Below are 22,626 nucleotides of genomic sequence, written 5' to 3'. Positions count from 1 at the left end.
GTGGAGCCTGGATTCGGGCCATTACGCTAAATCTGACCGGCGGGAAGAGCGTAGCTCAGCGGCCCTGTCTTGACGCGATTGAGGGCACTATGCACTTGTCCAATAATGCCCATCCCCCGACTTTTGGCAGCAGACCTATGAAGCTTGATCAGCCGCATTTCGAAAAAACCGCAGTCGAGTACGTTCGCCAAGCCGTACTTCGTACGCTGCAAATCGGAGATAGCTTTGGAACCAAAATGGAAGCTGGCGGCAGTAGCCATGTGGGAACAGCTGACATCGCGAACACCGATCTCGCTGAGGCGGCGTTTTCACAATTTCCGATCAAGATGATAATCGAGGAGTCGCTTCCACCATTTTCATATTGGTCGTCCGATGAACCAATCCTGTTTGTAGATCCCGTAGATGGGTCTTCCGAAGTCGGGTGCGGCGGCGCGCAGTTTTCTGCGGCTGTCTCACTCTATGGCCCTGACGGAATTCCTATCTTCTCGGCTGCAGCAACCCCAGGACTTCGACCAATTTTCCGCACTTCTAACGGAAGATTCGATGGTTTTGCTGGACAGATGGGAGCAGTGATATTCGGTGGGCCTTCCGGCACTTGGCTAAGCCCTCTTTGGCCCTCGCAAACCGACAGCGCGATTAGAGTTGCTCTGTCGACGCCGCGATTGCCCTCTAGCGGGCCATATACAAACGTTGCGCTGGACCCGAATGCCGCGTCAATCTGTGGGTTGCGAAAGGGCAGCAAGCTGATCAAGGCCGGCCTCTCGCGAATGCCCTTCTCCAATATTTTTTCGCAAATGCAAGTTGTCCTCGGACAGGCAGATGCCGCCACCCTCGGACCGGCCCAGCGCCTACAAAACACGCCTTCTAGCGGACAGGGAGTATCGGGGCCAAAGGCATGGGATCTTCTTATTCCCGCCGCTCTAGGAGTCGGCCTTTCATATAGCAATCGCGTAGCTTCTGTGGCCTCTTTGAATAAGGCGCATTGCTACGATTCATTCGTCCTTCGAGAACGCTGGTACCTCTCCCATCCAGACGTACTCTCGAATTACGTCGACGGCATTAACGAGCTAATTTCCCAAGACAATCAATGATGTAGCTGCTACGTGCGCGAGCAATCGCGGTTAAGCAATGGCCATGGCATTATTCTCTCGCTACACGGCGCTTTTCGTCAATTTCAAATAAATATTTTCGGTTCCAACAATTTTTAGCCTTGAAACCCTCGACCATTTCAACCATCTCTTGGGCGGACTTTCGACCCTGGGGAGCGATCGATGGTTTCTTTTCCTGTAGTGTCCGATATCACTTCAGCACTCGCAGTAGAGAGTGCGTTCCAAGATGAAAACGCGCCGGATCCGTTTGCATTTCCGTTGGCGGGGATTTTGGCTGACAGCTTCATTTTTGGAGAAAAAATTAGCTACATCATGCCGGTAGGCAACAGCAACCCGACAGTCCCTCCTCTTCTATCGGCACTCAAGGGACGGGACCCAGACGCGATACAAATCGACCAGGTTCCGCTCGGAAGCGTACCAATTCCCACGAAAGGATTTGACTTTAAGACTAATGCCAGGCTTGCGTTTAAGTGGATGGCGAGAGTTCCGGCCGACGGTCAGGTCCAGAACATTGTTTTGGTCAACGACTGGCTTCGTTTCCAGCGGGCAGAAGCCTCGAAGCGTTCCCACAACGGACGGCTCAACACCTCTGAGGCTCTTCTCTACGACATGATCAAAGATGCGGCCGCGGACGAAGTTAAACGGTATGCGGCACGCGTCGGGCTTTCAGAAGACGATTTTATATATTTCCTGGATAACGTTATTCGCGGTCTCGGCTATTTCGAGAGTAACACGGAAGAGGCCGATACCATCTTCTATCCACTGCGTGTCTCCGCATCACAGGAATACGTTACCCATGCACCTGTTTCCAAGCAGGATGCGCCTTTGCGCGTGTTCGGCGCGGGCATCCAGATCAAATGCCGGGAGTCCCGGCTGAGCCTTGACGATTACACATACCTGCTTCACGAGTTGCGCGGCCTAGCGATCGCCAACAACTGGCGCGGTCTCTCGGACAAGGAACGGTCAGCTTCTATCGATGAAGCCATGCATCGGCATAAATTTCCGATGCAACTCAATCCGATTCTGAAGCAGAAGATTGGCGGGTCCTCCACTAGGGGAATACAGCTAACCGCCACAGGGGTAGCGGGCTATGCGCTAGGAACTATGATTGACCCGACCTCACTCATGCTAAAATTAACATCTCCGTTAGCTGGCATGGGAGCCGGCGAACTCGCCGTTCTCGCAGCTTCCCAAATTAGTGTCGATCTAGCGAATTTTTCAGCTAGGGCGCTGAATCCTGCCATTCAAAAGTTACCGGATGCGATCAAATCCCCGGTAAAAAACACGCTGAGAAAAGCGCGGATTCTGACGTTCAAAAAATAATACCGTCGAGCATTTCGCTCGACGGTATTGAATATGCTGCGATCGGAGGTCGTTTAGCGCGGCCTCCAGAGTTTTCGCTTAAGCAGAACGAGTGACGGAGACGCGAAACCCAGGATGGCCGCGAGCGTGGGACTCGGCAACAATTGCAAGACCGTTATTGATCCCGCGACGAAAGCCATCGTCATAACGGTCTCGATCGGTCGGTTCGGCGCCAGAAAGCGCGGGTTATTCACCGACACAAACAGACTTACGGCCGCAATTAGGGCAAATGCAAGATAAACGGAAACAACCATCTGGAACTCCATAGTCGAGGTTTGTAGTCGAATTATGGAGTAATGTTATAACATTTTCAATAGATTTTTCCCTATCTTTTCGACTTCGCAGTGCAGCAAGGCATCACCTAATTTACTCTTGAGCGGCAAAACTGCCATAACTTTATGACATCGCTACGTCATAGGCCTTGGGACTAAGTTCAAGGTAAGGGCGTGCCCGACCCAAGGCCGGACACGTCAATCGCCTTCAGGTGCGAATGGCACCGTGTCGCTGTGCGACAGAGGCATACTCCGAAAGCGTCATATCCGCCCGGAAATGCGGGTCGCGCTCGACTGGCAAACCGAGCTTTCCACGAACCGAGGACAGCTCCAAGAGGCTGACATCGCCGAGTTCAGGGCAACCAAGTCCGAGGTCGCAAAGACCGAAGGCGATATCCTGATCCTCAGGATCGATCTCGGTGAGCAGCCAGGTGGCGCCAGCGTCTGGGGTGAACAGTTTCACAACGGGAACAAAGTCGATTTCATGCCGGGTGCCGCGGAGGGGCTGCTGCTGGCGACCATTCGCCAGCAGCAGGTCTCGCAGGTCTTTGGTCAAGAGCTGCATGTCCGCCTCCTACTCGTCGCTCTTCGGGGCGCGAAGGACGATGCGTCCGTCGAGCGGCAGGGCTTCGAGAACGAGGGTGCCGCCTTCGCCGTCATCATGGGCGAAGTAAGCCCCAATTCGCGTCCAGAAGGCTTTCTGGCCCTCAGTCTTGGCGTCCTTCACCGTGTAGGCGAGGAAGGTCGGAGATTTCGCCTCGGACTTGTTCGCCTTGGTGTTTTGAGTGTCTTTCATGGTCTTTTCCTTTGGTTGATTGATCTGTCCCGAAGGACGGTTCCCCTCTTGACCGGCGGCCACAGCTGGCTTGTCCCCAACACGGGAGCGCAGCGAATGGAGCGGGCAGGAACGGGACAAGCCGGCTGCGCCGGTCACACCGAACCGGACATGCTTTCGGGGCAGACCAATCAGCGGAAAAGCTGAAAGACCAACACCTGGCGATGAGCGGGGCGAATGGACGACCGTCGACGACGGCGAAGGTCACAAGGCAGGCCGCGACCTCACTGGACTGCGGGTCGGCAGTCCAAGCAGGCGGATCGCGACCGAGGTCCGATCCGGCCCGCGACGGAAGCGTAACCCCGCCGCGGCCCCATAGCGAGAGTTCGGAGCCGCCAGGCAGCGGCGCCGACCGCACTTTCGGCCGAGCTAGGGCTTGGCCGGTCGGACATGCAATGTCCGACACAACCGCCGCCAGGCGGTCTGTCACTCGACAATGTATTGGGGAGTGACAGACCGCCATCAAACCCACGGTGGATGCCGGGTTCGCGCAAACGCCGCCGCATGACCTGCAAATGCCGCTGCGCACCGCTTGGGCACACGGCAATCATTTCGAGCGCGATGTGCTGGCCATCAGCAGGCGACGCCGGGCAGTATCCCGGCAGGCAAACAAGAAGCCTGACCCATCTCACCCGACCTTTTCCCCAAACCAAAGGAGAGCTCAATGCATGCTCATCTCATCCGTGCGCCGCCATGGCGGCCACACCTCCGGTCTCGACCTCTCGGCGACCGGATGCCCAACAGGGCAAACCACATCGGCCAGCCACCAGGCTGGCTCGGGAGGCTAATACCGTAAGGAAGACTACGCATTCCGGCCATGCTGCGAATGACCTTCGCGGGGTGCCACGCTCTACGGACGTGCATCGGCCATCAACACTCACCTCAAGAAGAAGCGAGCAAGATGGACGATCTGACCATGAGTCTTGTGCAACTGTGCCAAAGGAACCGCGATGGCTCCTACGGCACTCAGAACAATCGCCGACGCGGCCTGGCCGCAATGGCAAACGATCTCGCGGATCTCGGCTATAAATTGCCGACCGCCGGATCTCTTAAACCCAAACATGTCGAGGCGCTGGTCGAACGCTGGCTGGATGGCGATACCACCGACGCCAGTGTCCGCAACCGCCTCACCTGGCTGCGCTGGTGGGCGGAGAAGGTCAACAAGCCCAACGTCGTCAACCGCGACAACGCCGCGTACAGCGTTGCCGAGCGCGGCGAGGTTACACGTAATCGCGCGCAGGTCCTTGATCCCGCCAAGCATGGCGACATCGAATGCCCGTATATCCAGACCTCGCTGCTGTTGCAGTCCGCGTTCGGCCTGCGGCGCGAGGAGGCGATGAAGTTCCAGCCGGAGCAAGCCATCCACGGCGACCATATCGCCTTGAAGGCCAGTTGGACGAAAGGCGGCCGCGCGCGAACCATTCCGATCACCACGTTGGAGCAGCAACAGGTTCTTCAGGAAGCCAAGCGGCTTGTCCCTGGCCGGGGATCGCTGATCCCGGCACAAATGACCTATGTCGAGCATCTCAAGCGGTACGAGTACCAGACCTTGAAGGCCGGGCTGCGCAACACCCACGGACTCCGGCACGCCTATGCCCAGCAGCGCTACCGCGCGCTCACTGGGCAGGTCTGCCCGCTGGCGGGCGGCAAGCTGTGGGCGGACATGACCGCTAGCGAACGCGCTGCCGACCGTGCGGCGCGCCTCAAGATTTCCGCTGAGCTTGGCCATGGTCGCCTGAAAATCACCGATACCTATTTGGGGAGTGCTTTCTGATGAAGCGCGCAGAAGGCAATTTCCTCATGGCCGCCACAACGAGGACGCTGTACGCCGACAGGCTGTTCAAGCCCGACACCATTGCCGCTGCAATCGATGAGCTGGCGAAGAACGGGCACCGTCACTATCGGGTCGTGCAGGAGTTTCCGTTCGATCTGTCGGAGACGCTTGCAGCCCAAACCCTCGAAGAATGGCTCGATCGCGAACAGTTCCACTATGTCTGGCGCGATACGTTCCTCGAACAAGATCAGCTTCGCCCGATCATTGGCTTCAAATACCCGGAGCTTGAGATCACCTGGTGACGCGCCGAGACTGTGAACGAAAAAGGGGGCGTACGCCCCTGACTTGGAAGGGGGATGTTCATCCCCTTTTTTTGTTTCCCCTCCGCTTCCGGAGTGAAGGGGGACAGCAGTTCTGCTGATCCTGTTCAAGCAGCGCGTTAGCAAACGCTAATAATCGGAGTGGTGATGCTTGTTGGATGAAGTTCACTCAGCGAAATTTGAACAGGCCCATTGTATTCGGCTCGCTCGTTGCTACTCTCAAAAAGTCGGGCTGGGGCGGGAAATGGTCGACAGATTTGATCCGTTTGGCGACATAGGTCGCCATCTCGCGTTCGCGCTGAGATGGGGCAAGTTGGGATTCCGTGGCGGCAAACACCTGGCAGCCCGCTCGGCCAGGCGGCAGGTCGAGGAGCTCTATGGGCCCGAGGTTGCGGACGCCGTGGAAGCAGCCATCCGCTCGGGTCGGAATCCCGGCCCGATCATCGAGCGAGCCCAACGCGATCTTGAAGCGCGTCAGGAACGCGAACGGCAACTGGAGAATCCGCCACCGCTGTACGGATCAGGCCGCTGGGCCACGCCGCAGGAACTGCGAACGATCCCCAACGGCAAACTCTACCTTGCCGACCGGTCCGGGTTCGACAACCCCTCCTCAATCCTGCTGGGCGGCTATTCGGACGACGAAGACAATCCGGAGCCGCAGTTCGTTCATTGGGACGACGACGGCCACCTGTTGACCATCGCGCCTACGCGCTCTGGCAAGGCGGTCACGTCGATCGTGCCGAACCTGCTCCGTTATCGCGGCAGTTGCGTCGTGCTCGACCCCAAGGGCGAGCATTTCGAAAAGACCTCGCACTGGCGCAAGTCGATCGGCCACGAGGTTTACCGCATTGCGCCCTTCGACCACGGCTCGGGATGGGCAAGGCACCGCTATAATCCCCTCGCCCTGGTGCGCGCAGAATCGGATGCCCGTTCGCTTGCGGAACAGATGTTTCCCCGCGACCCTCAAGCCTCGGCCTTCTTTAACGACGATGCGGCGGCGTTTCTCACGGCGGCCATCCTGTATGTCAAACACAACGCCCCGCCTCACAGGCGGACGTTGGCAACAGTCTGCCAGCTGGCCTCCCAAAAGGGCCAGGATCTGCTCAATGTCGCGAAGAAGTTCACTGAGTTCGCGCTGACCGCTGATACCGGCAAAGCGGTCCTGCAGAAGACCCGTGATCGCGGTCTTCAAACCCTGGAGGCGACGCTGGAAAGCAAGCTGGCGCTCTGGCGCGACAGCGATATCCAAAACAGCCTGAGCGGAACCGACTTTTCCTTTGAGGATCTGAAGGATCGGCCAATCACGGTCTACATCGACATCCCGTTTGGGAAGATGGAGCCCTATTCACCCTGGCTGCGGATTCTCCTAAAGGGCGCGCTGGACGCCATGGAGAGCAACCGGCGGCAACCGGATATTCCGGTCCTCTTCATCCTGGATGAGTTTCTCAACCTCGGCCCTTTCCCCGAATTCCGTGCTGCAATCCGTACGCATGCAAGCGCTGGCGTGCGGCTGTGGTTCTTCCTCCAGGATGTGATGTCACTGCAGGAGCAGTATCCCGGCAACAGCTGGCAACCGTTCCTGACGTGCTCGGTCAAGCAGTTCTTTGGCATCGACGACCCGATAACCGGTGAGCTCATCGGCAAGTACCTGGGGCACGAGACGCAGGCCTATTTGAGCCGCTCCAGCAGCCACAACGGCTCCTCCCATCTGGGCCGCTGGTACGGCGATGCTTCGGTCAACACAGGGACGTCCGGTAGCGAAACTGTCCAGTTCCTCGGCCGGCCGCTGATGACGCCCGACGAAATCATGGCGCTGCTTTCGGGCTGGCAGCACAAGGGCTGGCGCTGGGGCATCAATTATGCGCGCGGCGCCAGGCCGTTCAAAACACGTCTCGTCGCCTACACCGAGAGCGCGACCTGCAAGCAACGCATCGGCACCATGGCCAAGGAATAGCCCTATGACGCTGGCGACATCGATTGTTGGTACCGAGACCCGGCTGCGTCCGCTGATCAAGGCCCTGGCCGTCGTAACCGCCGTCCGTGCGGTGTGGATCGCCATAAACGCCTATCAGCCCCCGGCATTTTATCTGGCCTGGGCCTTGCTCCCATGGCCGCGACATTGGTTCACATTGACGGTATGGGCTATCGACCTGGCGTTGGTTTTCTTCCAGCTGCGTGGCGTCGTTCGGATCGTCCGGTTGCTGTTGCTTCGCTATACGCCAGCCTCTGCCGCCCTGCTGGGGCTTTCAAACCGTCCCGTGGCTGAGGAGCAAAGCCTCACACCCCGCCACCGTTCCTGGTGGCCAACCGCGCTGCTGCTTTGCGCGATCGTGATCCTTAGCTGCTGCGGGTTTCCATGGCTTGTCCTGACGCTGGCCTCCAAGCACCCGATGCCCTTCGATCAGTATCTGGCGAGCCGGCTGGCGAACATACCGTGGCTTATCGGTCTAATCTTATCGATATTGGGATTGACGTTCGGCCGTCGCTACATCGCGCGAGCCGCCGGCGATGTCACCACACGGTTCGGGGTCACGCCCGTTGACGACAGCCACTGGCTGGCGCAGCGCGTGCACGCGCTGGCCGAAAGGCTCAACCTGCCCAAACCGGCGGTGGGCGTCACCAATGTCACCAACGCCTTCGCGATGGGTGCCAAACAGAAATCGTCCATGGTGGTGATCGGCAAACCCTTGTTCGCGTTCGAGCAGGACGAACTTGATGCCATCATCGGCCACGAACTCGGCCACGTCCTCCACAATGATGTTGCACGGATGCAGTTCGCCGAAGCATTCCAGCGGGTGCTGGTCGCTGTAATCAACGTGGTGAGCGTCGTGGGCGCCATCGTGGCTGCCGCCGCATCGCAGAAGCGAAGCGATGCCAACCGCAATTATAATATGGCGCTTGGCAGCGGAACAATTGCTCGAAAAACGATCTTCGTCGCCTCTGAGCTGGTCGCCAAAGGGATTTCGCGTAACCGCGAGTTTCATGCGGATGCGATTGGCGCGCACGTGACATCTGCGGATGCCATGGCCCGTGCCCTGAAGCGTGCGCACGGCGTAGCCGCCAAACCCACACCTGAGGAACGAAACTACGGGTATCTGATGTTCCGGGGCGCCGCCTTCGGGCGGTTCTTCGCAACGCACCCGACGTTGAAAGCCCGTTTGACGGCCCTGGATGCCCATGCGGCCGCGCTGGCCGCAGCGCGCCCGGAGACCGCGGCCGCGCAGGGCTCGCAAGGCCTTGGCCTTGTCGGCGCCCAAGCCAGCGAACCCGGGTCGTCGCCGGCGTGGGCAGGGCTGGATTCGATCGCGGCAGGGGCGATTGGTAAGGTCCGGCAAAACGTCGAGGCGTTGGCCGGAAAGGCCAATGCGAAGGACAAGACCTAGCCCCGGCGACCCGGAAGCCAATCCAGGTGGTCCTCAGGCGTCGGCTCGCGCTCCATCTCGTGCAGCATCTGCTGCTCGGCTCGGTCGAGCTCATCCAACGCTGGCGGGTTTTCTGTAAGGGACTGTTTGAACCAGTCTAGGTGGTCCTCACTCGCAAGAGGCTGGTTTTCCTGCCACTGATCGGCAGCGAGTCGCTCCTGGTGCTGCTCTCCTGCCTCGCGCAACCGTTCCTCCAGAGGTTCGATCCGCGCTTCGATCTTACCAAGGTCGTACATGAGCCCCATCTGGGCGTTATGTCGATCCCGCAGGTAAGCGACCATCTGCCCGGAGCCGGTGTGCGCCTGGATTGCGCTGTCAATCTCTTGGTCGATGTCATCGATCGACTTTTCCAGCGCAAGCGCATGCTGGCGCAGCTGTTCCAGATCGTCCTTCGAGGTCATCGCACGCTCCGAGAGGCTAGTGCTCGTAGTGGTAGGCGGGCAGGTGTTCGGGCTGGTCCTGTAGGTCTGCAATCAGGTAGGCCCGCAGCTTTTCGCTGGACGTCACGAGCTTCAGGGCTCGTTCATGGAAGTAAAATGCGCTCTGCCGAAGCTCCTCGGGAATCCCGGGAATGGTTTCGGCCTGCGTCTTGCGCAGGGTCCAGTATGCGAGGCGCTTGCGGCAGCGGATGAGGTCATTCTCCAGCCATTCCAGTTCCTTGCGGGTCTGCTCACGCTGCTCTGCAGTGAGCTCCCGGATTCCAAAAACTGAGCCTGAATGGACCTTCATCATGAAAACATGATGGGGCGGCTTCCTCGAACCTGCAAGTGTTACCTCTGGTCCCGGTCGGGCACGTTCCTGGATCGGTCATCGATCTCGGAAACTGGCTCGATGCGGCCGCTTTCGAGCCAGTCCAGATGGTTCTCCCAGTGCTCCAGGGTTTCGACGTCCTGCGGCCGGGTTTTGTCCTCCAGCCAGTCCAGCATGTTTTCGGGGGCGAGACGGTAGCCCGCCGCCGCGTCCTCGCTGACCTCCAGGGCATTCTGCTGGTCCACCACGGCCCGGGCGGCCTCAAGGTCGCCCTGGCTGGGTCCGGTGTCGGGCAAGGCGCGACGATGCATATCGTCAAGCATGCGCTCCTCGGCAGCGGCCAGCTCTCGCGGATGGATCGCCGTGCCGTCCGGGTCCGGCACAGGCAGGTCGTCGTCAGGAATACGGGGGGCCATCTGTTCCTTCTCACGTTGGGCGAGCGCCCTGTTGGCGCGCCTTTCCTCAGGATTCGGGCCACGGTGCTGGCCGGGCAGGTGTTCCAGCCTGCGCTTCGCATAACTGCGGCTGTCGATTGACACGGCAAGCCCGGCGTTGCCCAGCGCTGCGTTGGCAATCCGCTCCCATAGCGCGCGGGCCTCGGTCACGAACTGCCTGCCATCCGCACTGCGGATTTTCAGGCCAAAGCCGTCCCTGTCCACCCTGCGGGTTGTCATCAACATGTGAACGTGGGGATTGCGGCGCGCGCCATCGTCATGAATGGCCAGGTCCACTACGAAGCCCTGCGCCGTGTAGGCGTCGGCCATCGTCCTCGCCACCACAAGCCACGCGGTGCGTGGCAATTCGAGCGGCAGCGCGAACTCCACCTCTTTAGCCAGCCGGGCGTCCTTGCGCTTCTCTGAGGCTTCCACGGCATTCCACAGGCTCGACCTGTTGGCCATCCACTCGGGCGCGCCGGCAGGCAGGCGGATTTCGTTTGCCACAACATCGCGACGTCCGCCGAAATCGGACAGGCGTTCCTCCGCCTCGTTGGGAAGAACTTCCCCCGCCCGGTACGCAGCGGCAGCCACGATCGAGCGTCCCTCGCCGCGGCTGATGTTCTTGACGTTCAGGTGAAAGATGGCCACGGGCCTCTCCACGGCACGGACGGGGGTACGGGGGTTTCCCCCGGCGCACCTGCCGGTTTTCTCCGGTTTGCGTTCCGCAACCGGTCAGAAAACCGAGCATGCATCGCCCTCACTGTGTCAATGCGTACACATTGGGCGATGCGTAGGTGCGCTGTACGCATCGAGGCAAAATCCGAAGAGTTTCCAGCTTGGACTATCAGGAGATGGCAAGCGCCTAGTTGTCAACCAACTCAGTTGCGGCTCGACTGGCAGGCTTGGGTTTCCGCACGTTGATGGCCTTGGCATCCAGCGTGTTCTTGAGGTGCACGGCATAGTGCTTCTCGATCATCTCGACGCTGGTCCGGCAGTTCTTGGCGATCTGATAGATGTCGGCGCCTTCCAACAGGCGCAGGCAGATGTAGGTATGCCGCAGGCTGTAAGCCGACCGGCGGTTGCCCTCGCGATCAAGTTTCAGGTCGCAATCCGCCAGCGCCCGATTGAACTGTCTCTTATGGTCATGTGGAAAAATGAGATCGGTCGGGTTCGGCTTATTGCGCGCCACAAGCCGCTCGAACGGGAAAACCGCGCCCGGCGTGCTTTTGCAATACCCAACCCCACGCTTGCCGCGCACCTCAATCAGCAGGATCCGCTCGTCGCCATCCTCTTCCTCCACGATCGTCACGTCGCGATATTCGAGGCGGTTGGCTTCATCGGGCCGCAGGCCTGTGTTGGCCATGAACAGTATGTAGTCGTGCAACTGCTCGGCCGGATACTGCCAATTCAGGCCTTTGGCCGATTTGGCCCGCTCGCGGGTGTACGTGTAGAGCCGCTTGTATTCCTCCGGAGAAAACCACCCGCGATGACTGACCTTACTAGAGGCGCGATACGGCGCCGAGAAATCAGGAAGATGGCTCAACCAGCCGTGCCTGAGTGCGGTCTTCATGACCTGGCGCAGTGTTACCGTTTCGTGGTGTAGGGTACTCCGGGTCGGCACCTTGCCGGTTTCCGGATTGGGCCGCAGCCGGGCAACCCGGAATTCCTGCACCATGCCGGCCGTGATCGCCTTCAGCGCGGTATTGCCGAAGTAGGGGAGAAGATGATTGGTCAGCCGCGCTTCATGATCCTTGACGTAGCGCGGGTTGCGCTCGCCGTTGGTCAGCGCGACGTATTCCAGTGTGAACTGTTTGGCCGCATCGGCGAAGGTCCGATCCTTCACCAACTGCCCTGCCCGGCTTTTGCCCCGCAGCTCGAAATACCAATCCTCGGCGAACTCCTTCGCCTGTGAAAGGCTGTCGGTTTTGCTGCTCACCCGCCATTCTCGACCCTCTAGGTAGGTCGAGCATTGCCACAGCGAGCTGTTCGCCCGGCGGTAGATGCGAACCTTGTTACCCAGAATCGTGTGGGACGTCATTTTGCCCCCCCAAACTGTGCGAGACGTGTGCGAGAGCGATTCTAGCCTATTTCAGGCCGACTGCAATCCGTAAGTAATTGAATTTGTTGGTGAGCGCGATGGGATTCGAACCCATGACCTACTGATTAAAAGTCAGTTGCTCTACCGGCTGAGCTACGCGCTCCCGCGGGCTCGAAAACGCCGCCCTCGAAATTGCGCGGAACATAGGGAGAGTGCTGCTGCCGGTCAACCGGAAAAAGACGGCTTTCCCGCCGCAGGTTTTCAGGGTTTTTGAGAGGCGCGTCGAAGCCCAGCGGCAGCGAACCGGGCAAGAGTATCAGCGGCCTTCGTCGCCCGCTCCTGATCGCTCGAATATTTCAGATATCCCTTAAATAACAATGGTTTGAGATTCAAACGGGAACCAGCGCCGTCGTTTTCCGTTTCTCCGGCACAGGGACGTCAACCACCCTTTCAAGGAGAAGACCAATGAAAAACATCGTCTCGGGCTTGCTTGCCGCCACCTTGTCGGTTTCGTTCGCCGCCGCCGCGGCGGTGCCCGCCAACGCCGCTCAAATGTTCGTCCCGCAGGCTTCGCCGGCCTCGTCCAACATCCAGACGGTCGCGGAGCGCGATTTCCGCTGGCGGCATAACCAGTGGCGCGGCGGCCAGCGTTTCTCGCGCAATGACGGCATGTATTGGAACGGCCACCGCGGCTACCGTGAATATCGTCACGGCTATCGCCGCCACGGCGACTATTGGTTCCCGCTGGCAGCCTTCGCCACCGGTGCGCTGATCACCGGCGCCATCGTCAACAGCGAGAACAACCGCGTCTACCGCGGCGATTCGCATGTGCAGTGGTGCTACGACCGCTACCGCTCGTACCGCGCCTCGGACAACACCTTCCAGCCCAACTACGGCCCGCGTCAGCAGTGCAGATCGCCCTACTGACGGCCTCCAGTCAGTACCAAGCAATTCCAGGAAAACTGCGCAGCGGTTTTCCATCCGGAATTGCGGAAAACACATATTTTGGTCGTTGACGGAGCCCGTGCCTCGAGAGGCACGGGCTCTCTCTTTTCGAGCTCAGTTCGTGCTCAGTGTCCTGCGCACCGCATCGCGCCATCCCGCCAGCTTCGTCGAGCGCGTCTTTGCATCCATTTCCGGCTTGAAGCGCCGCTCGAGCGCCCAGCTCCTGGCGAAGTCCTTTGCCTTCGGCCACACGCCAGCCTTCGATCCGGCGAGCCAGGCCGCGCCCAGTGCCGTCGTCTCCAGGATCGTCGGGCGATCGACCGGCGCATCGAGAATGTCGGCCAGCCGCTGCATGGTCCAGTCGGAAGCCACCATGCCGCCGTCGACGCGAAGCACCGTCTTGGCCGAGGCGCCTTTCCAGTCCTTACGCATGGCGTCCAGCAGATCGCGCGTCTGGAAGGCAACGGATTCGAGCGCTGCGCGTGCGAACTCGGCCGGGCCTGAGTTACGCGTCAGGCCGAAGATCGCGCCGCGGGCCTCCGCGTCCCAGTGCGGCGCGCCAAGCCCAACAAAGGCCGGCACCAGATAGATAGCTTGAGCCGGATCGGCGGTCGCCGCCAACGCGCCGCTCTGCTCGGCCTTGCCGATCACCTTGATGCCGTCGCGCAGCCACTGCACGGCGGCGCCCGCGATGAAGATCGAGCCTTCCAGCGCGTAGGTGGTCTTGCCGTTCAGCCTGTAGGCGATGGTGGTGAGCAGCCGGTTCTTGGAGCGCACCAGGTCGGCGCCGGTGTTGAGCAGCGCGAAGCAGCCTGTGCCATATGTCGATTTCATCATGCCCGGTTCGAAACAGGCCTGGCCGATGGTCGCCGCATGCTGGTCGCCGGCGACGCCGAGGATGCGCATCTCGGCCCCGAACAGGCTCTTTTCGGTGACGCCGAAATCGTCGGCGCAGTCCTTCACCTGCGGCAGGATCGCCGCCGGTATGTTCAGGATCGAGAGCAGCTCGTCGTCCCAGACATTCTTTTCGATGTTGTAGAGCAGTGTGCGCGAGGCGTTGGTGGCGTCGGTCGCGTGCACCTGGCCGCCGGTCAGCCGCCAGATCAGGAAACTGTCGATGGTGCCGGCGAGCAATTCGCCCTTTTCGGCGCGCTTCCTTGCGCCCTTCACCTTGTCCAACATCCAGGCGATCTTGGTGCCGGAGAAATAGGGATCGAGCAGCAGGCCGGTCTTCCTTGTGAATGTCTTCTCCAACCCCTGCTTCTTCAGCTTCTGGCAGAGCGGCGCGGTGCGCCTGTCCTGCCAGACGATCGCGTTGTGGATCGGCTTGCCGGTCGCCTTGTCCCAGATGACGACGGTCTCGCGCTGATTGGTGATGCCGATCGCAGCCACGTCGGATGCCGTGCGGCCGGCGGCCTTCAGCGCCGCCTTCACCGTTGCGACGACGCTCGCCCAGATGTCTTCCGGGTCATGCTCGACCCAGCCGGAAGCCGGATAATGTTGCGCGAATTCCTGCTGGCCGCTGCCGGCGAGTTTCATCTTGTCGTCGAACAGGATCGCCCGCGTCGATGTCGTTCCCTGGTCGATCGCCAGCACAAAACCGCTCATTCCGCATCCCTCCACTTCTCATGCAACAGGGGAGACGGCAAAGCCGCCTCCCCTGCATTTCCTAGCATGGGCAGGAACGCCCACGTCATGCAGTTACTTCTGCCAGCTCTTCACCAGCTCGTCGTAGTTGATGGTGATCGGCTTGTCCTTCTCGTTCTCGACCTTGAGCTGCGGCGCAAGGTTGCCCTTCGAGACGGCATCCTTGTTCCAGTATGCGAGATCGTGCTCTTCGGCCATCTTCGGTCCGATGTCGCCCTGGACGCCCGACTTCTCGAGGCGAGAGAGCACCTTCTCCTGGTCGGCGCAGAGCGAGTCCATCGCTTCCTGCGGGCTCTTGGCGCCCGAGGAGGCATCGCCGATGTTCTGCCACCAGAGCTGCGCCAGCTTCGGATAGTCCGGAACGTTGGTGCCGGTCGGGGTCCACTGCACGCGCGCCGGCGAACGGTAGAACTCGATCAGGCCGCCGAGCTTCGGCGCCCGTTCGGTGAAGCTCTTGTCGTGGATGGTGGAGTCGCGGATGAAGGTGAGACCGACCTGGCTCTTCTTCACGTCGACCGTCTTCGACACCACGAACTGCGCGTAGAGCCAGGCGGCCTTGGCGCGGTCGGTCGGGGTCGACTTCAGCAGCGTCCAGGAACCGGCATCCTGATAGCCGAGCTTCATGCCATCCTTCCAGTAGACGCCATGCGGCGACGGCGCGACGCGCCATTTCGGCGTGCCGTCATCGTTCACGACCGGCAGGCCGGGCTTGGCCATGTCGGCGGTGAAGGCCGTGTACCAGAAGATCTGCTGGGCGATGTTGCCCTGCGAGGGAACCGGACCCGATTCGGAGAAGGTCATGCCCTGCGCTTCCGGCGGCGCATAGGCCTTCAGCCAGTCGAGGTATTTCTGGATGGCGTAGACCGAGGCCGGAGCATTGGTGTCGCCGCCGCGCGCGGAGCACGAACCGACGGGACGCGAATTCTCGTCGACCTTGATGCCCCACTCGTCGACCGGCTTGCCGTTCGGAATGCCCTTGTCGCCATTGCCGGCCATGGAAAGCCATGCATCGGTGAAGCGCCAGCCGAGCGACGGGTCCTTCTTGCCGTAGTCCATATGGCCGTAGACCTTCTTGCCATCGATCTCACGGCCGGTGAAGAACTGGGCGATGTCCTCATAGGCCGACCAGTTGACGGGAACACCGAGATCGTAGCCGTACTTGGCCTTGAAGTCGGCCTTGTTCTTCTCGTCGTTGAACCAGTCGTAGCGGAACCAGTAGAGGTTGGCGAACTGCTGGTCGGGAAGCTGGTAGAGCTTGCCGTCCGGCGCGGTGGTGAACGACTTGCCGATGAAATCGTCGACGTCGAGCATCGGATCGGTGACGTCCTTGCCCTCGCCGGCCATCCAGTCGGTCAGGTTGCGTGCCTGCTGATAGCGCCAGTGCGTGCCGATCAGGTCGGAGTCGTTGACCCAGCCGTCATAGAGGTTCTGCCCGGTCTGCATCTGGGTCTGGATCTTCTCGACGACGTCGCCTTCCTGGATGACGTCATGCGTGACCTTGATGCCGGTGATGGCGGTGAAGGCCGGCGCCAGCGTCTGCGACTCGTACTGGTGCGTCGTCAGGGTTTCCGACACGACCTTGATCTCCATGCCGGCGAACGGCTTGGCGGCGTCGATGAACCACTGCATTTCCTTTTCCTGATCGGCGCGCGAAAGCGTCGACAGGGGTCCTATCTCCTTGTCGAGAAAGGCTTTTGCCTCATCCATTCCGGCATAGGCGTGGCCGGCTCCGAGCAATAGGACAAGGGCGGTCGTCGATGTTAAAAATTGCCGTCGCATGTGTCTCCTCCAGTCTTAGGTTGCAAGTGCGATCCGGAGCAGCCGCCAGCACGCGGCCGCTCCGGCTTTTCCCCCTCTATACGTATCGGAACACGCCAATGGCGTAGATCACGGAGAGAGCGAGAGCCCACCACAGGTTGGGTCCAACCAGACCCAGCCAAGCGAGATGGATGAAGGCGCTGCCGAGCAGCGAAACGAAGAGGCGGTCGCCGCGCGTCGTCTCGAAGCGCAGCACGCCGACGCGCGGATTGCCGCCGGGCGAGACATATTCCCAAAAACCCATGCCGCAGAGCATCAGCACAATGACGATGAAGAAGGCAGCCGTCGGCCACGTCCACGCCATCCAGGAGAAGTCGAGGTTCATGGCTTAGACCCTCCCCAGTGCGAAGCCCTTGGCGATAGTGGTGAGGATGAACTCACATGTTCGTTTCATCACACCCTCCCCAGGGCGAAGCCCTTGGCGATATAGTTGCGGACGAACCAGATCACGAGCGCGCCGGGGATCAGCGTCAGCACGCCGGCGGCGGCGAGCAGTCCCCAGTCCATGCCGGCGGCCGAGACGGTGCGGGTCATGGTGGCGGCGATCGGCTTGGCGTCGGTCGTGGTCAGCGTGCGCGCGATCAGCAGCTCAACCCATGAGAACATGAAGCAGAAGAAGCAGGCGACGCCGATGCCGCTCGCGATCAGCGGCATGAAGATCTTCACAAAGAAGCGCGGGAAGGAATAGCCGTCGATATAGGCGGTCTCGTCGATCTCCTTCGGCACGCCGGACATGAAGCCTTCCAGGATCCACACCGCCAGCGGCACGTTGAAGAGGCAGTGCGCCAGCGCCACCGCGATATGGGTGTCGATGAGACCGAAGGCCGAATAGAGCTGGAAGAACGGCAGCGCGAACACCGCCGGCGGCGCCATGCGGTTGGTGAGCAGCCAGAAGAACAGATGCTTGTCACCGAGGAAGCGGTAGCGCGAGAACGCGTAGGCCGCGGGCAGCGCCACCGCCACCGAGATCACCATGTTCATCACCACATAGGTGATCGAATTGATGTAGCCGGAATACCAGGACGCGTCGGTGAAGATGATCCTGTAATTGCGCAGCGTCGGCTGGTGCGGAAAGAGCGTCAGCGAGGACACGATCTCCTGGTTGGTCTTGAAGCTCATGTTGATGAGCCAGTAGATCGGCAGGAGAAGCACGATGATGTAGATCGTCGGCACGATCCACCACCAGCGCGATTCCTCGCCGCGGCGGCGCATCAGCTTCGCCACTTCGTCTTGCGATAGCGTGCTGCCGATCTCGGTGACCGCCGCTTCGCTCACGCGTGTCGTCTCGTTGACGCCAGCCATCTCAGCGCTCCGCGTCGTAGTTGGTCATCACGGTGTAGAACACCCACGACAACAACAGGATGATCAGGAAGTAGACCAGCGACATCGCCGCCGCCGGTCCGAGGTCGAACTGGCCGAGCGCCGTCTTGACGAGATCGATCGACAGGAAGGTCGTCGAATTGCCGGGGCCGCCGCCGGTGACGACGAAGGGCTCGGTGTAGATCATGAAGCTATCCATGAAGCGCAACAGCACGGCGATCAAAAGCACGCGCTGCATCTTCGGCAGCTGGATATAGCGGAACACCGCCCAGCGCGAGGCGCCGTCGATCTTGGCCGCCTGGTAGAAGGCGTCGGGAATGGAGACCAGGCCGGCATAGCAAAGCAGCACGACCAGGCTGGTCCAGTGCCAGACATCCATGATGATGACGGTGACCCAGGCGTCGAACGGGTCCTGGACGTAATTGTAGTCGATGCCAAGCGCGTTGACGTAATAGCCGAGCAGGCCGATGTCGTTGCGGCCGAAGACCTGCCAGATGGTGCCGACGACATTCCACGGAACCAGCAGCGGCAGCGCCATCAGCACCAGGCAGACCGGCACGCCCCAGCCTTTTTTCGGCATGTTGAGCGCGATGAAGATGCCGAGCGGCACCTCGATCGCCAGGATGATGAAGGAAAAGATCAGGTTGCGCACCATCGCTTCCCAGAAGCGGTTGGAGGCGAGCAGTTCCTCGAACCATTCGGTGCCGGCCCAGAAGAAGACGTTGTTGCCGAACGTGTCCTGCACCGAATAGTTGACGACGGTCATCAGCGGGATGACGGCGGAGAACGCCACCAGCACCAGCACCGGCAGGACAAGGAACCAGGCCTTGTTGTTCCAGGTCTTGTCCATCTACGCCCCCATCTCGACGCGCCAGGAATCGGCATAGATGTTGATGCCCGCGGGATCGAAGCGGACCTTCGGGTCGGCCGGGACTTCGTCGTCCTCGCCGATCACGGCCGCGATCTCCTTGCCCTCGAGATTGGCGCGCACGACCTTGTGGCGGCCGACGTCCTCGACCTTGCTGACCTGCACCGCCATGCCTTCGCGGCCAAGCCGCACATATTCGGGGCGGATACCGAGTTCGACGGCGCCTTTATCCGCCTTGGGCAAGCCGGGCAGTTCAATGCGCTGCGCGCCGAGCTTCGCGGTCTTGCCTTCCAGCGCAACAGGCAGCACGTTCATGCCCGGCGAGCCGATGAAATAGCCGACGAAGGTGTGGCGGGGCCGCTCGAAGAGCTCCGCCGGCGTGCCGATCTGCACGATGCCGCCGTCGTACATTACCACGACCTGGTCGGCGAAAGTCAGCGCCTCGGTCTGGTCATGCGTGACATAGACCATGGTGTAGCCGAAACGGCGATGCAGCTGCTTCAACTGCGAGCGCAGCACCCACTTCATATGCGGATCGATGACGGTGAGCGGTTCATCGAACAGGATGGCGTTGACGTCGGAGCGCACCAGGCCGCGCCCAAGCGATATCTTCTGCTTCTGGTCGGCGGTGAGACCGCGCGCCTTCTTCTTCGCCAGCCCGGCGAGATCGATCATGTCGAGCGTCTCGCGCACCTTGCGGTCGACATCCGTTTCCGGGACGCGGCGGTTGCGGAGCGGGAAGGCCAGATTGTCGTACACGGTCATGGTGTCGTAGATGACCGGGAACTGGAACACCTGCGCGATGTTGCGCTCCTGCGTCGACAGCTTGGTCACGTCCCGGCCGTTGAACAGCAACTGGCCATGCGAGGGATGCAGCAATCCCGAAATGATGTTGAGCAAGGTTGTCTTGCCGCAGCCCGACGGCCCGAGCAGCGCATAGGCGCCGCCATCCTCGAAGATGTGATGCACTTCCTTCAGCGCGAAATCGGAATCCTTCTGCGGGTTCGGCAGGTAGGAGTGGCGGATGTGGTTGACGTCGATGCGCGCCATCTGATGCTCCTCAGGCCGCCAGCTTGGACGCCGTAACGGCGCGGCCGTTCTGGTCGAAAACCATGATGTGGCGCGGGTCGATGAACACCTCGACCTCGTCATCCGTCTCGAAGTCGAGAATGCCATGCGCCAGCATCACCCAGCGCGCATCGGCGAAGTCGAGATGGACGAAACTCTCCGAGCCGGTGATCTCGGTGATGGTGACCTTCACCCGCACCGGCACGGCGCCGGCATTCGGCCGCTCCAACGACAGATGATGCGGCTGGAAGCCAATCGTGTAGCTCGCGTCCGGAACGCCGTTGAGCTCCGGCGGCACCGGCAGCTTGACGCCACCTTCGAGCAGGAAGTCCGAACCCTTCTTGAACAGCACGATGGTGTTGAGCGGCGGGTCGGCAAAGGTCCTTGCCGTCACCAGGTCGACCGGCTTGCGGAACACCTCGACGGTTGGGCCGAACTGGGTGACGCGACCTTCCGAGAGCGTTGCCGTGTTGCCGCCAAGAAGCAGCGCCTCGTGCGGTTCGGTGGTGGCATAGACGAAGATGGTGCCGGCGGCGGCGAATATCTTCGGCAGCTCGGCGCGCAATTCCTCTCGCAGCTTGTAGTCGAGATTGGCCAAGGGCTCGTCAAGCAGCACCAGGCTGGCATTCTTGACGATGGCGCGGGCAAGCGCCGTGCGCTGCTGCTGGCCGCCGGACAAATTGAGCGGCGTGCGGTCGAGATAGGGCGTGAGCTTCAAAAGCGCCGCCGCGTTGCGCACTTCCTTGTCGATCCTGGCCTGCTCGACGCCGGCCACGCGAAGCGGCGAGGCGATGTTCTCGTAGACCGTCATCGCCGGGTAATTGATGAACTGCTGGTAGACCATGGCGACGTTGCGCTTCTGCACCGGCTGTCCGGTGACGTCCTTGCCGTCGAACCAGACCGAGCCGGACGTCGGCGCATCGAGGCCAGCCATCAGCCGCATCAGGCTGGTCTTGCCGGAGAGCGTGGGTCCCAGCAGAACGTTCAGCGAGCCGTGCTGAAGCGTCAGCGACACGTCGCGGATATGCTCCTGCGCGCCGACCGTCTTCGTCACGTTCCTCAGTTCCAGCATCACGCCTCCTCCCAGGCCTTGCGCATCAGCGGTCGATCCTCATTCCGCCGCCGCGACGTGGCGGCTGCTCAGTCCGCGCATGAATTCTTCCAACGCCGCCGCCTGCTCGCGGCTGAAATGCAGGCCGCGCTTGGTGCGGCGCCACAACACGTCCTCGGCGGTGACCGCCCATTCGTTCTCGACCAGATAGCGGACTTCCGCCTCGAAAAGGTCGGCGCCGAAATTGCGGCCCAGATCGGCATTCGACTTGGCGAGCCCGAGCAGCTTTTGCGAGCGCGTGCCGTAAAGCCGGGTGAGCCGGCGCGCCAGCCGCTGGTCGAGGAACGGATAGGTGTTCTTCAGCCTGGCCACCTGGGCATCGAAACCGGTCGCCGGAAAATCGCCGCCAGGCAGGGGCGCGTCATGTGTCCACGGCTTGCCGCGCTTGCCGAGAAATCCTTCGATCTTCTCCAGCATCGATTCCGCCAGCCGTCGGAAGGTCGTGATCTTGCCGCCGAAGGCGTTGACCAGGGGCGCGGCGCCCTCCCCGCCCTCGGCCTTCAGCACATAGTCGCGCGTCGCCTCCTGCGCCTTCGAGGCGCCGTCGTCATAGAGCGGGCGCACCGCCGAATAGGTCCAGACGATGTCGGAGCGCTTCACGGGTTGCGCGAAATATTCGCTTGCCGCGGCGCACAAATAATCGATCTCGGTGTCGGAGATCCTCACCTCATGCGGATCGCCGGGATAATCGCGGTCGGTGGTGCCGATCAGCGTGAACTCTTCCTCGTAGGGAATGGCAAAGATGATGCGGCCATCCTTGTTCTGGAAGAAATAGGCGCGCGGATCGTCGAACTTCTTGGCGATGACGATGTGGCTGCCCTGCACGAGGCGGACATTGTGGACTTCGTTCTGGCCGACGGCGGTCGAGAGCACGTGGTCGACCCATGGCCCGGCTGCGTTGACCAGAAGCCGCGCGCGCACCTCTTCGGTTTCACCGGTGAGCACATTCTGCACCTTGACGGTCCAGGTCGAACCGTCGCGCCGCGCGCTGACGACCTTGGTGCGGGTGCGGATAATGGCGCCGCGGTCGGCCGCGTCGCGGGCGTTCAGCGCCACCAGGCGCGCGTCGTTGACCCAACCATCGGAATATTCGAAAGCTTTCTGAAACAATGGCTTCAGCGGCTTGCCGGCCGGGTCGTTGGCCATGTCCAGCGTCTTCGTCGCCGGCAGCAGCTTGCGCCCGCCGATATGGTCGTAGAGGAACAGGCCGAGGCGGATCAGCCAAGCAGGCCTGAGACCCTTGGCGTAGGGCAGCACGAAGCGCATCGGCCAGATGATGTGCGGCGCGTTCTTCCACAGAACCTCGCGCTCCATCAGCGCTTCGCGCACCAACCGGAACTCGTAGAATTCGAGATAGCGCAGGCCGCCATGGATGAGCTTGGTCGAGCCAGACGAGGTTCCGCTGGCGAGATCGTTCATCTCGGCGAGGTATACCGAAAATCCGCGGCCAACGGCATCGCGAGCTATGCCGCAGCCATTGATGCCGCCGCCGATGACGAAAATGTCATGGATCGGAGATGCGTCCAAAGT

The 22,626-nt window shown here is 61.0% G+C and carries 21 protein-coding genes and 1 tRNA gene; 7 read left to right on the top strand and 15 right to left on the bottom strand.

What is annotated here, in order from left to right; genetic code table 11:
- Positions 1-137: 137 nt before the first annotated feature.
- Together KVT37_RS16230 and KVT37_RS16225 are read left to right on the top strand one after the other, a co-directional pair.
- Positions 138-1,091, top strand: coding sequence for a hypothetical protein (locus tag KVT37_RS16230; protein WP_217574768.1), 954 nt, complete (start codon positions 138-140; stop codon positions 1,089-1,091).
- A gap of 180 nt (positions 1,092-1,271) precedes the next feature.
- Positions 1,272-2,432: a hypothetical protein gene (locus tag KVT37_RS16225; protein ID WP_217574766.1), complete on the top strand. Its 1,161-nt coding sequence runs from the start codon at positions 1,272-1,274 to the stop codon at positions 2,430-2,432.
- Positions 2,433-2,951: 519 nt separating this feature from the next.
- Here KVT37_RS16225 and KVT37_RS16220 read toward each other — a convergent pair.
- Complete coding sequence (locus KVT37_RS16220) at positions 2,952-3,308, bottom strand: DUF2958 domain-containing protein (protein ID WP_217574764.1); 357 nt, start codon at positions 3,306-3,308, stop codon at positions 2,952-2,954.
- Positions 3,309-3,317: 9 nt separating this feature from the next.
- Positions 3,318-3,539, bottom strand: coding sequence for a hypothetical protein (locus KVT37_RS16215; protein WP_217574970.1), 222 nt, complete (start codon positions 3,537-3,539; stop codon positions 3,318-3,320).
- A 940-nt stretch (positions 3,540-4,479) separates the two neighbouring features.
- On the opposite strand from KVT37_RS16215, the gene KVT37_RS16210 reads away from it, so the two are divergent.
- From KVT37_RS16210 to KVT37_RS16195, 4 genes are all read left to right on the top strand, one after another.
- Positions 4,480-5,352: a phage integrase N-terminal domain-containing protein gene (locus KVT37_RS16210; RefSeq protein WP_217574762.1), complete on the top strand. Its 873-nt coding sequence runs from the start codon at positions 4,480-4,482 to the stop codon at positions 5,350-5,352.
- The gene (locus tag KVT37_RS16205) at positions 5,352-5,654 is read left to right on the top strand and encodes a hypothetical protein (RefSeq protein WP_217574760.1); all 303 of its coding nucleotides are present in this window, start codon (positions 5,352-5,354) and stop codon (positions 5,652-5,654) included. The genes KVT37_RS16210 and KVT37_RS16205 overlap by 1 nt, the downstream gene beginning before the upstream one ends.
- 262 nt (positions 5,655-5,916) lie before the next feature.
- On the top strand, positions 5,917-7,626 hold the full coding sequence (locus KVT37_RS16200; RefSeq protein WP_217574758.1) for a type IV secretory system conjugative DNA transfer family protein: 1,710 nt from the start codon (positions 5,917-5,919) through the stop codon (positions 7,624-7,626).
- Positions 7,627-7,630: 4 nt separating this feature from the next.
- Positions 7,631-9,055, top strand: a complete 1,425-nt coding sequence (locus tag KVT37_RS16195) for a M48 family metalloprotease (RefSeq protein ID WP_217574757.1) — start codon at positions 7,631-7,633, stop codon at positions 9,053-9,055.
- On the opposite strand, the gene KVT37_RS16190 is transcribed toward KVT37_RS16195, so the two are convergent.
- The 5 genes from KVT37_RS16190 to KVT37_RS16170 form a co-directional block, all read right to left on the bottom strand.
- Entirely contained in the window at positions 9,052-9,495 is a 444-nt protein-coding gene (locus KVT37_RS16190; RefSeq protein WP_217574746.1) for a hypothetical protein, read from the bottom strand. The two genes, KVT37_RS16195 and KVT37_RS16190, sit on opposite strands and share 4 nt — an antisense overlap.
- 16 nt (positions 9,496-9,511) lie before the next feature.
- Positions 9,512-9,826 carry a hypothetical protein gene (locus KVT37_RS16185; RefSeq protein WP_217574743.1) on the bottom strand — a complete coding sequence of 105 codons (315 nt, stop codon included), beginning with the start codon at positions 9,824-9,826 and terminating at the stop codon, positions 9,512-9,514.
- A gap of 38 nt (positions 9,827-9,864) precedes the next feature.
- The gene (mobQ, locus tag KVT37_RS16180; RefSeq protein WP_217574741.1) at positions 9,865-10,929 is read right to left on the bottom strand and encodes a MobQ family relaxase; all 1,065 of its coding nucleotides are present in this window, start codon (positions 10,927-10,929) and stop codon (positions 9,865-9,867) included.
- Between the two features lie 214 nt (positions 10,930-11,143).
- On the bottom strand, positions 11,144-12,319 hold the full coding sequence (locus KVT37_RS16175; RefSeq protein ID WP_217574739.1) for a site-specific integrase: 1,176 nt from the start codon (positions 12,317-12,319) through the stop codon (positions 11,144-11,146).
- 87 nt (positions 12,320-12,406) lie between these two features.
- Positions 12,407-12,482, bottom strand: a tRNA-Lys gene (locus tag KVT37_RS16170).
- Between the two features lie 302 nt (positions 12,483-12,784).
- Between KVT37_RS16170 and KVT37_RS16165 the strand changes: the two genes are divergently transcribed.
- Complete coding sequence (locus KVT37_RS16165) at positions 12,785-13,246, top strand: BA14K family protein (RefSeq protein ID WP_217574737.1); 462 nt, start codon at positions 12,785-12,787, stop codon at positions 13,244-13,246.
- A gap of 132 nt (positions 13,247-13,378) precedes the next feature.
- Here KVT37_RS16165 and glpK read toward each other — a convergent pair whose 3' ends face one another.
- The 8 genes from glpK to glpD all read right to left on the bottom strand — a co-directional run bounded on the left by glpK (position 13,379) and on the right by glpD (position 22,623).
- Complete coding sequence (gene glpK / locus KVT37_RS16160) at positions 13,379-14,872, bottom strand: glycerol kinase GlpK (RefSeq protein ID WP_217574735.1); 1,494 nt, start codon at positions 14,870-14,872, stop codon at positions 13,379-13,381.
- A 93-nt stretch (positions 14,873-14,965) separates the two neighbouring features.
- Positions 14,966-16,690, bottom strand: coding sequence for an ABC transporter substrate-binding protein (locus KVT37_RS16155; RefSeq protein ID WP_217574726.1), 1,725 nt, complete (start codon positions 16,688-16,690; stop codon positions 14,966-14,968).
- Positions 16,691-16,766: 76 nt separating this feature from the next.
- Positions 16,767-17,054, bottom strand: a complete 288-nt coding sequence (locus tag KVT37_RS16150) for a DUF2160 domain-containing protein (protein ID WP_217574724.1) — start codon at positions 17,052-17,054, stop codon at positions 16,767-16,769.
- Positions 17,055-17,122: 68 nt separating this feature from the next.
- A complete protein-coding gene (locus KVT37_RS16145) occupies positions 17,123-18,031 on the bottom strand; it encodes a carbohydrate ABC transporter permease (protein ID WP_217574722.1) in 909 nt (302 codons plus the stop codon).
- Between the two features lies 1 nt (position 18,032).
- Complete coding sequence (locus KVT37_RS16140) at positions 18,033-18,899, bottom strand: carbohydrate ABC transporter permease (protein ID WP_217574720.1); 867 nt, start codon at positions 18,897-18,899, stop codon at positions 18,033-18,035.
- Positions 18,900-19,967 (bottom strand): ABC transporter ATP-binding protein, encoded by a 1,068-nt coding sequence (locus KVT37_RS16135; protein WP_217574711.1) that lies wholly within the window; start codon positions 19,965-19,967, stop codon positions 18,900-18,902.
- Between the two features lie 10 nt (positions 19,968-19,977).
- Complete coding sequence (locus KVT37_RS16130; protein ID WP_217574709.1) at positions 19,978-21,057, bottom strand: ABC transporter ATP-binding protein; 1,080 nt, start codon at positions 21,055-21,057, stop codon at positions 19,978-19,980.
- A gap of 39 nt (positions 21,058-21,096) precedes the next feature.
- Entirely contained in the window at positions 21,097-22,623 is a 1,527-nt protein-coding gene (gene glpD / locus KVT37_RS16125; RefSeq protein WP_217574706.1) for a glycerol-3-phosphate dehydrogenase, read from the bottom strand.
- Positions 22,624-22,626: the final 3 nt, after the last annotated feature.

Source organism: Mesorhizobium sp. GbtcB19, assembly GCF_019091085.1.
Taxonomy (GTDB): domain Bacteria; phylum Pseudomonadota; class Alphaproteobacteria; order Rhizobiales; family Rhizobiaceae; genus Mesorhizobium.
The sequence above is the reverse complement of the archived record's forward strand: the minus strand, read 5'-3'. Positions and strand labels throughout refer to the sequence as shown.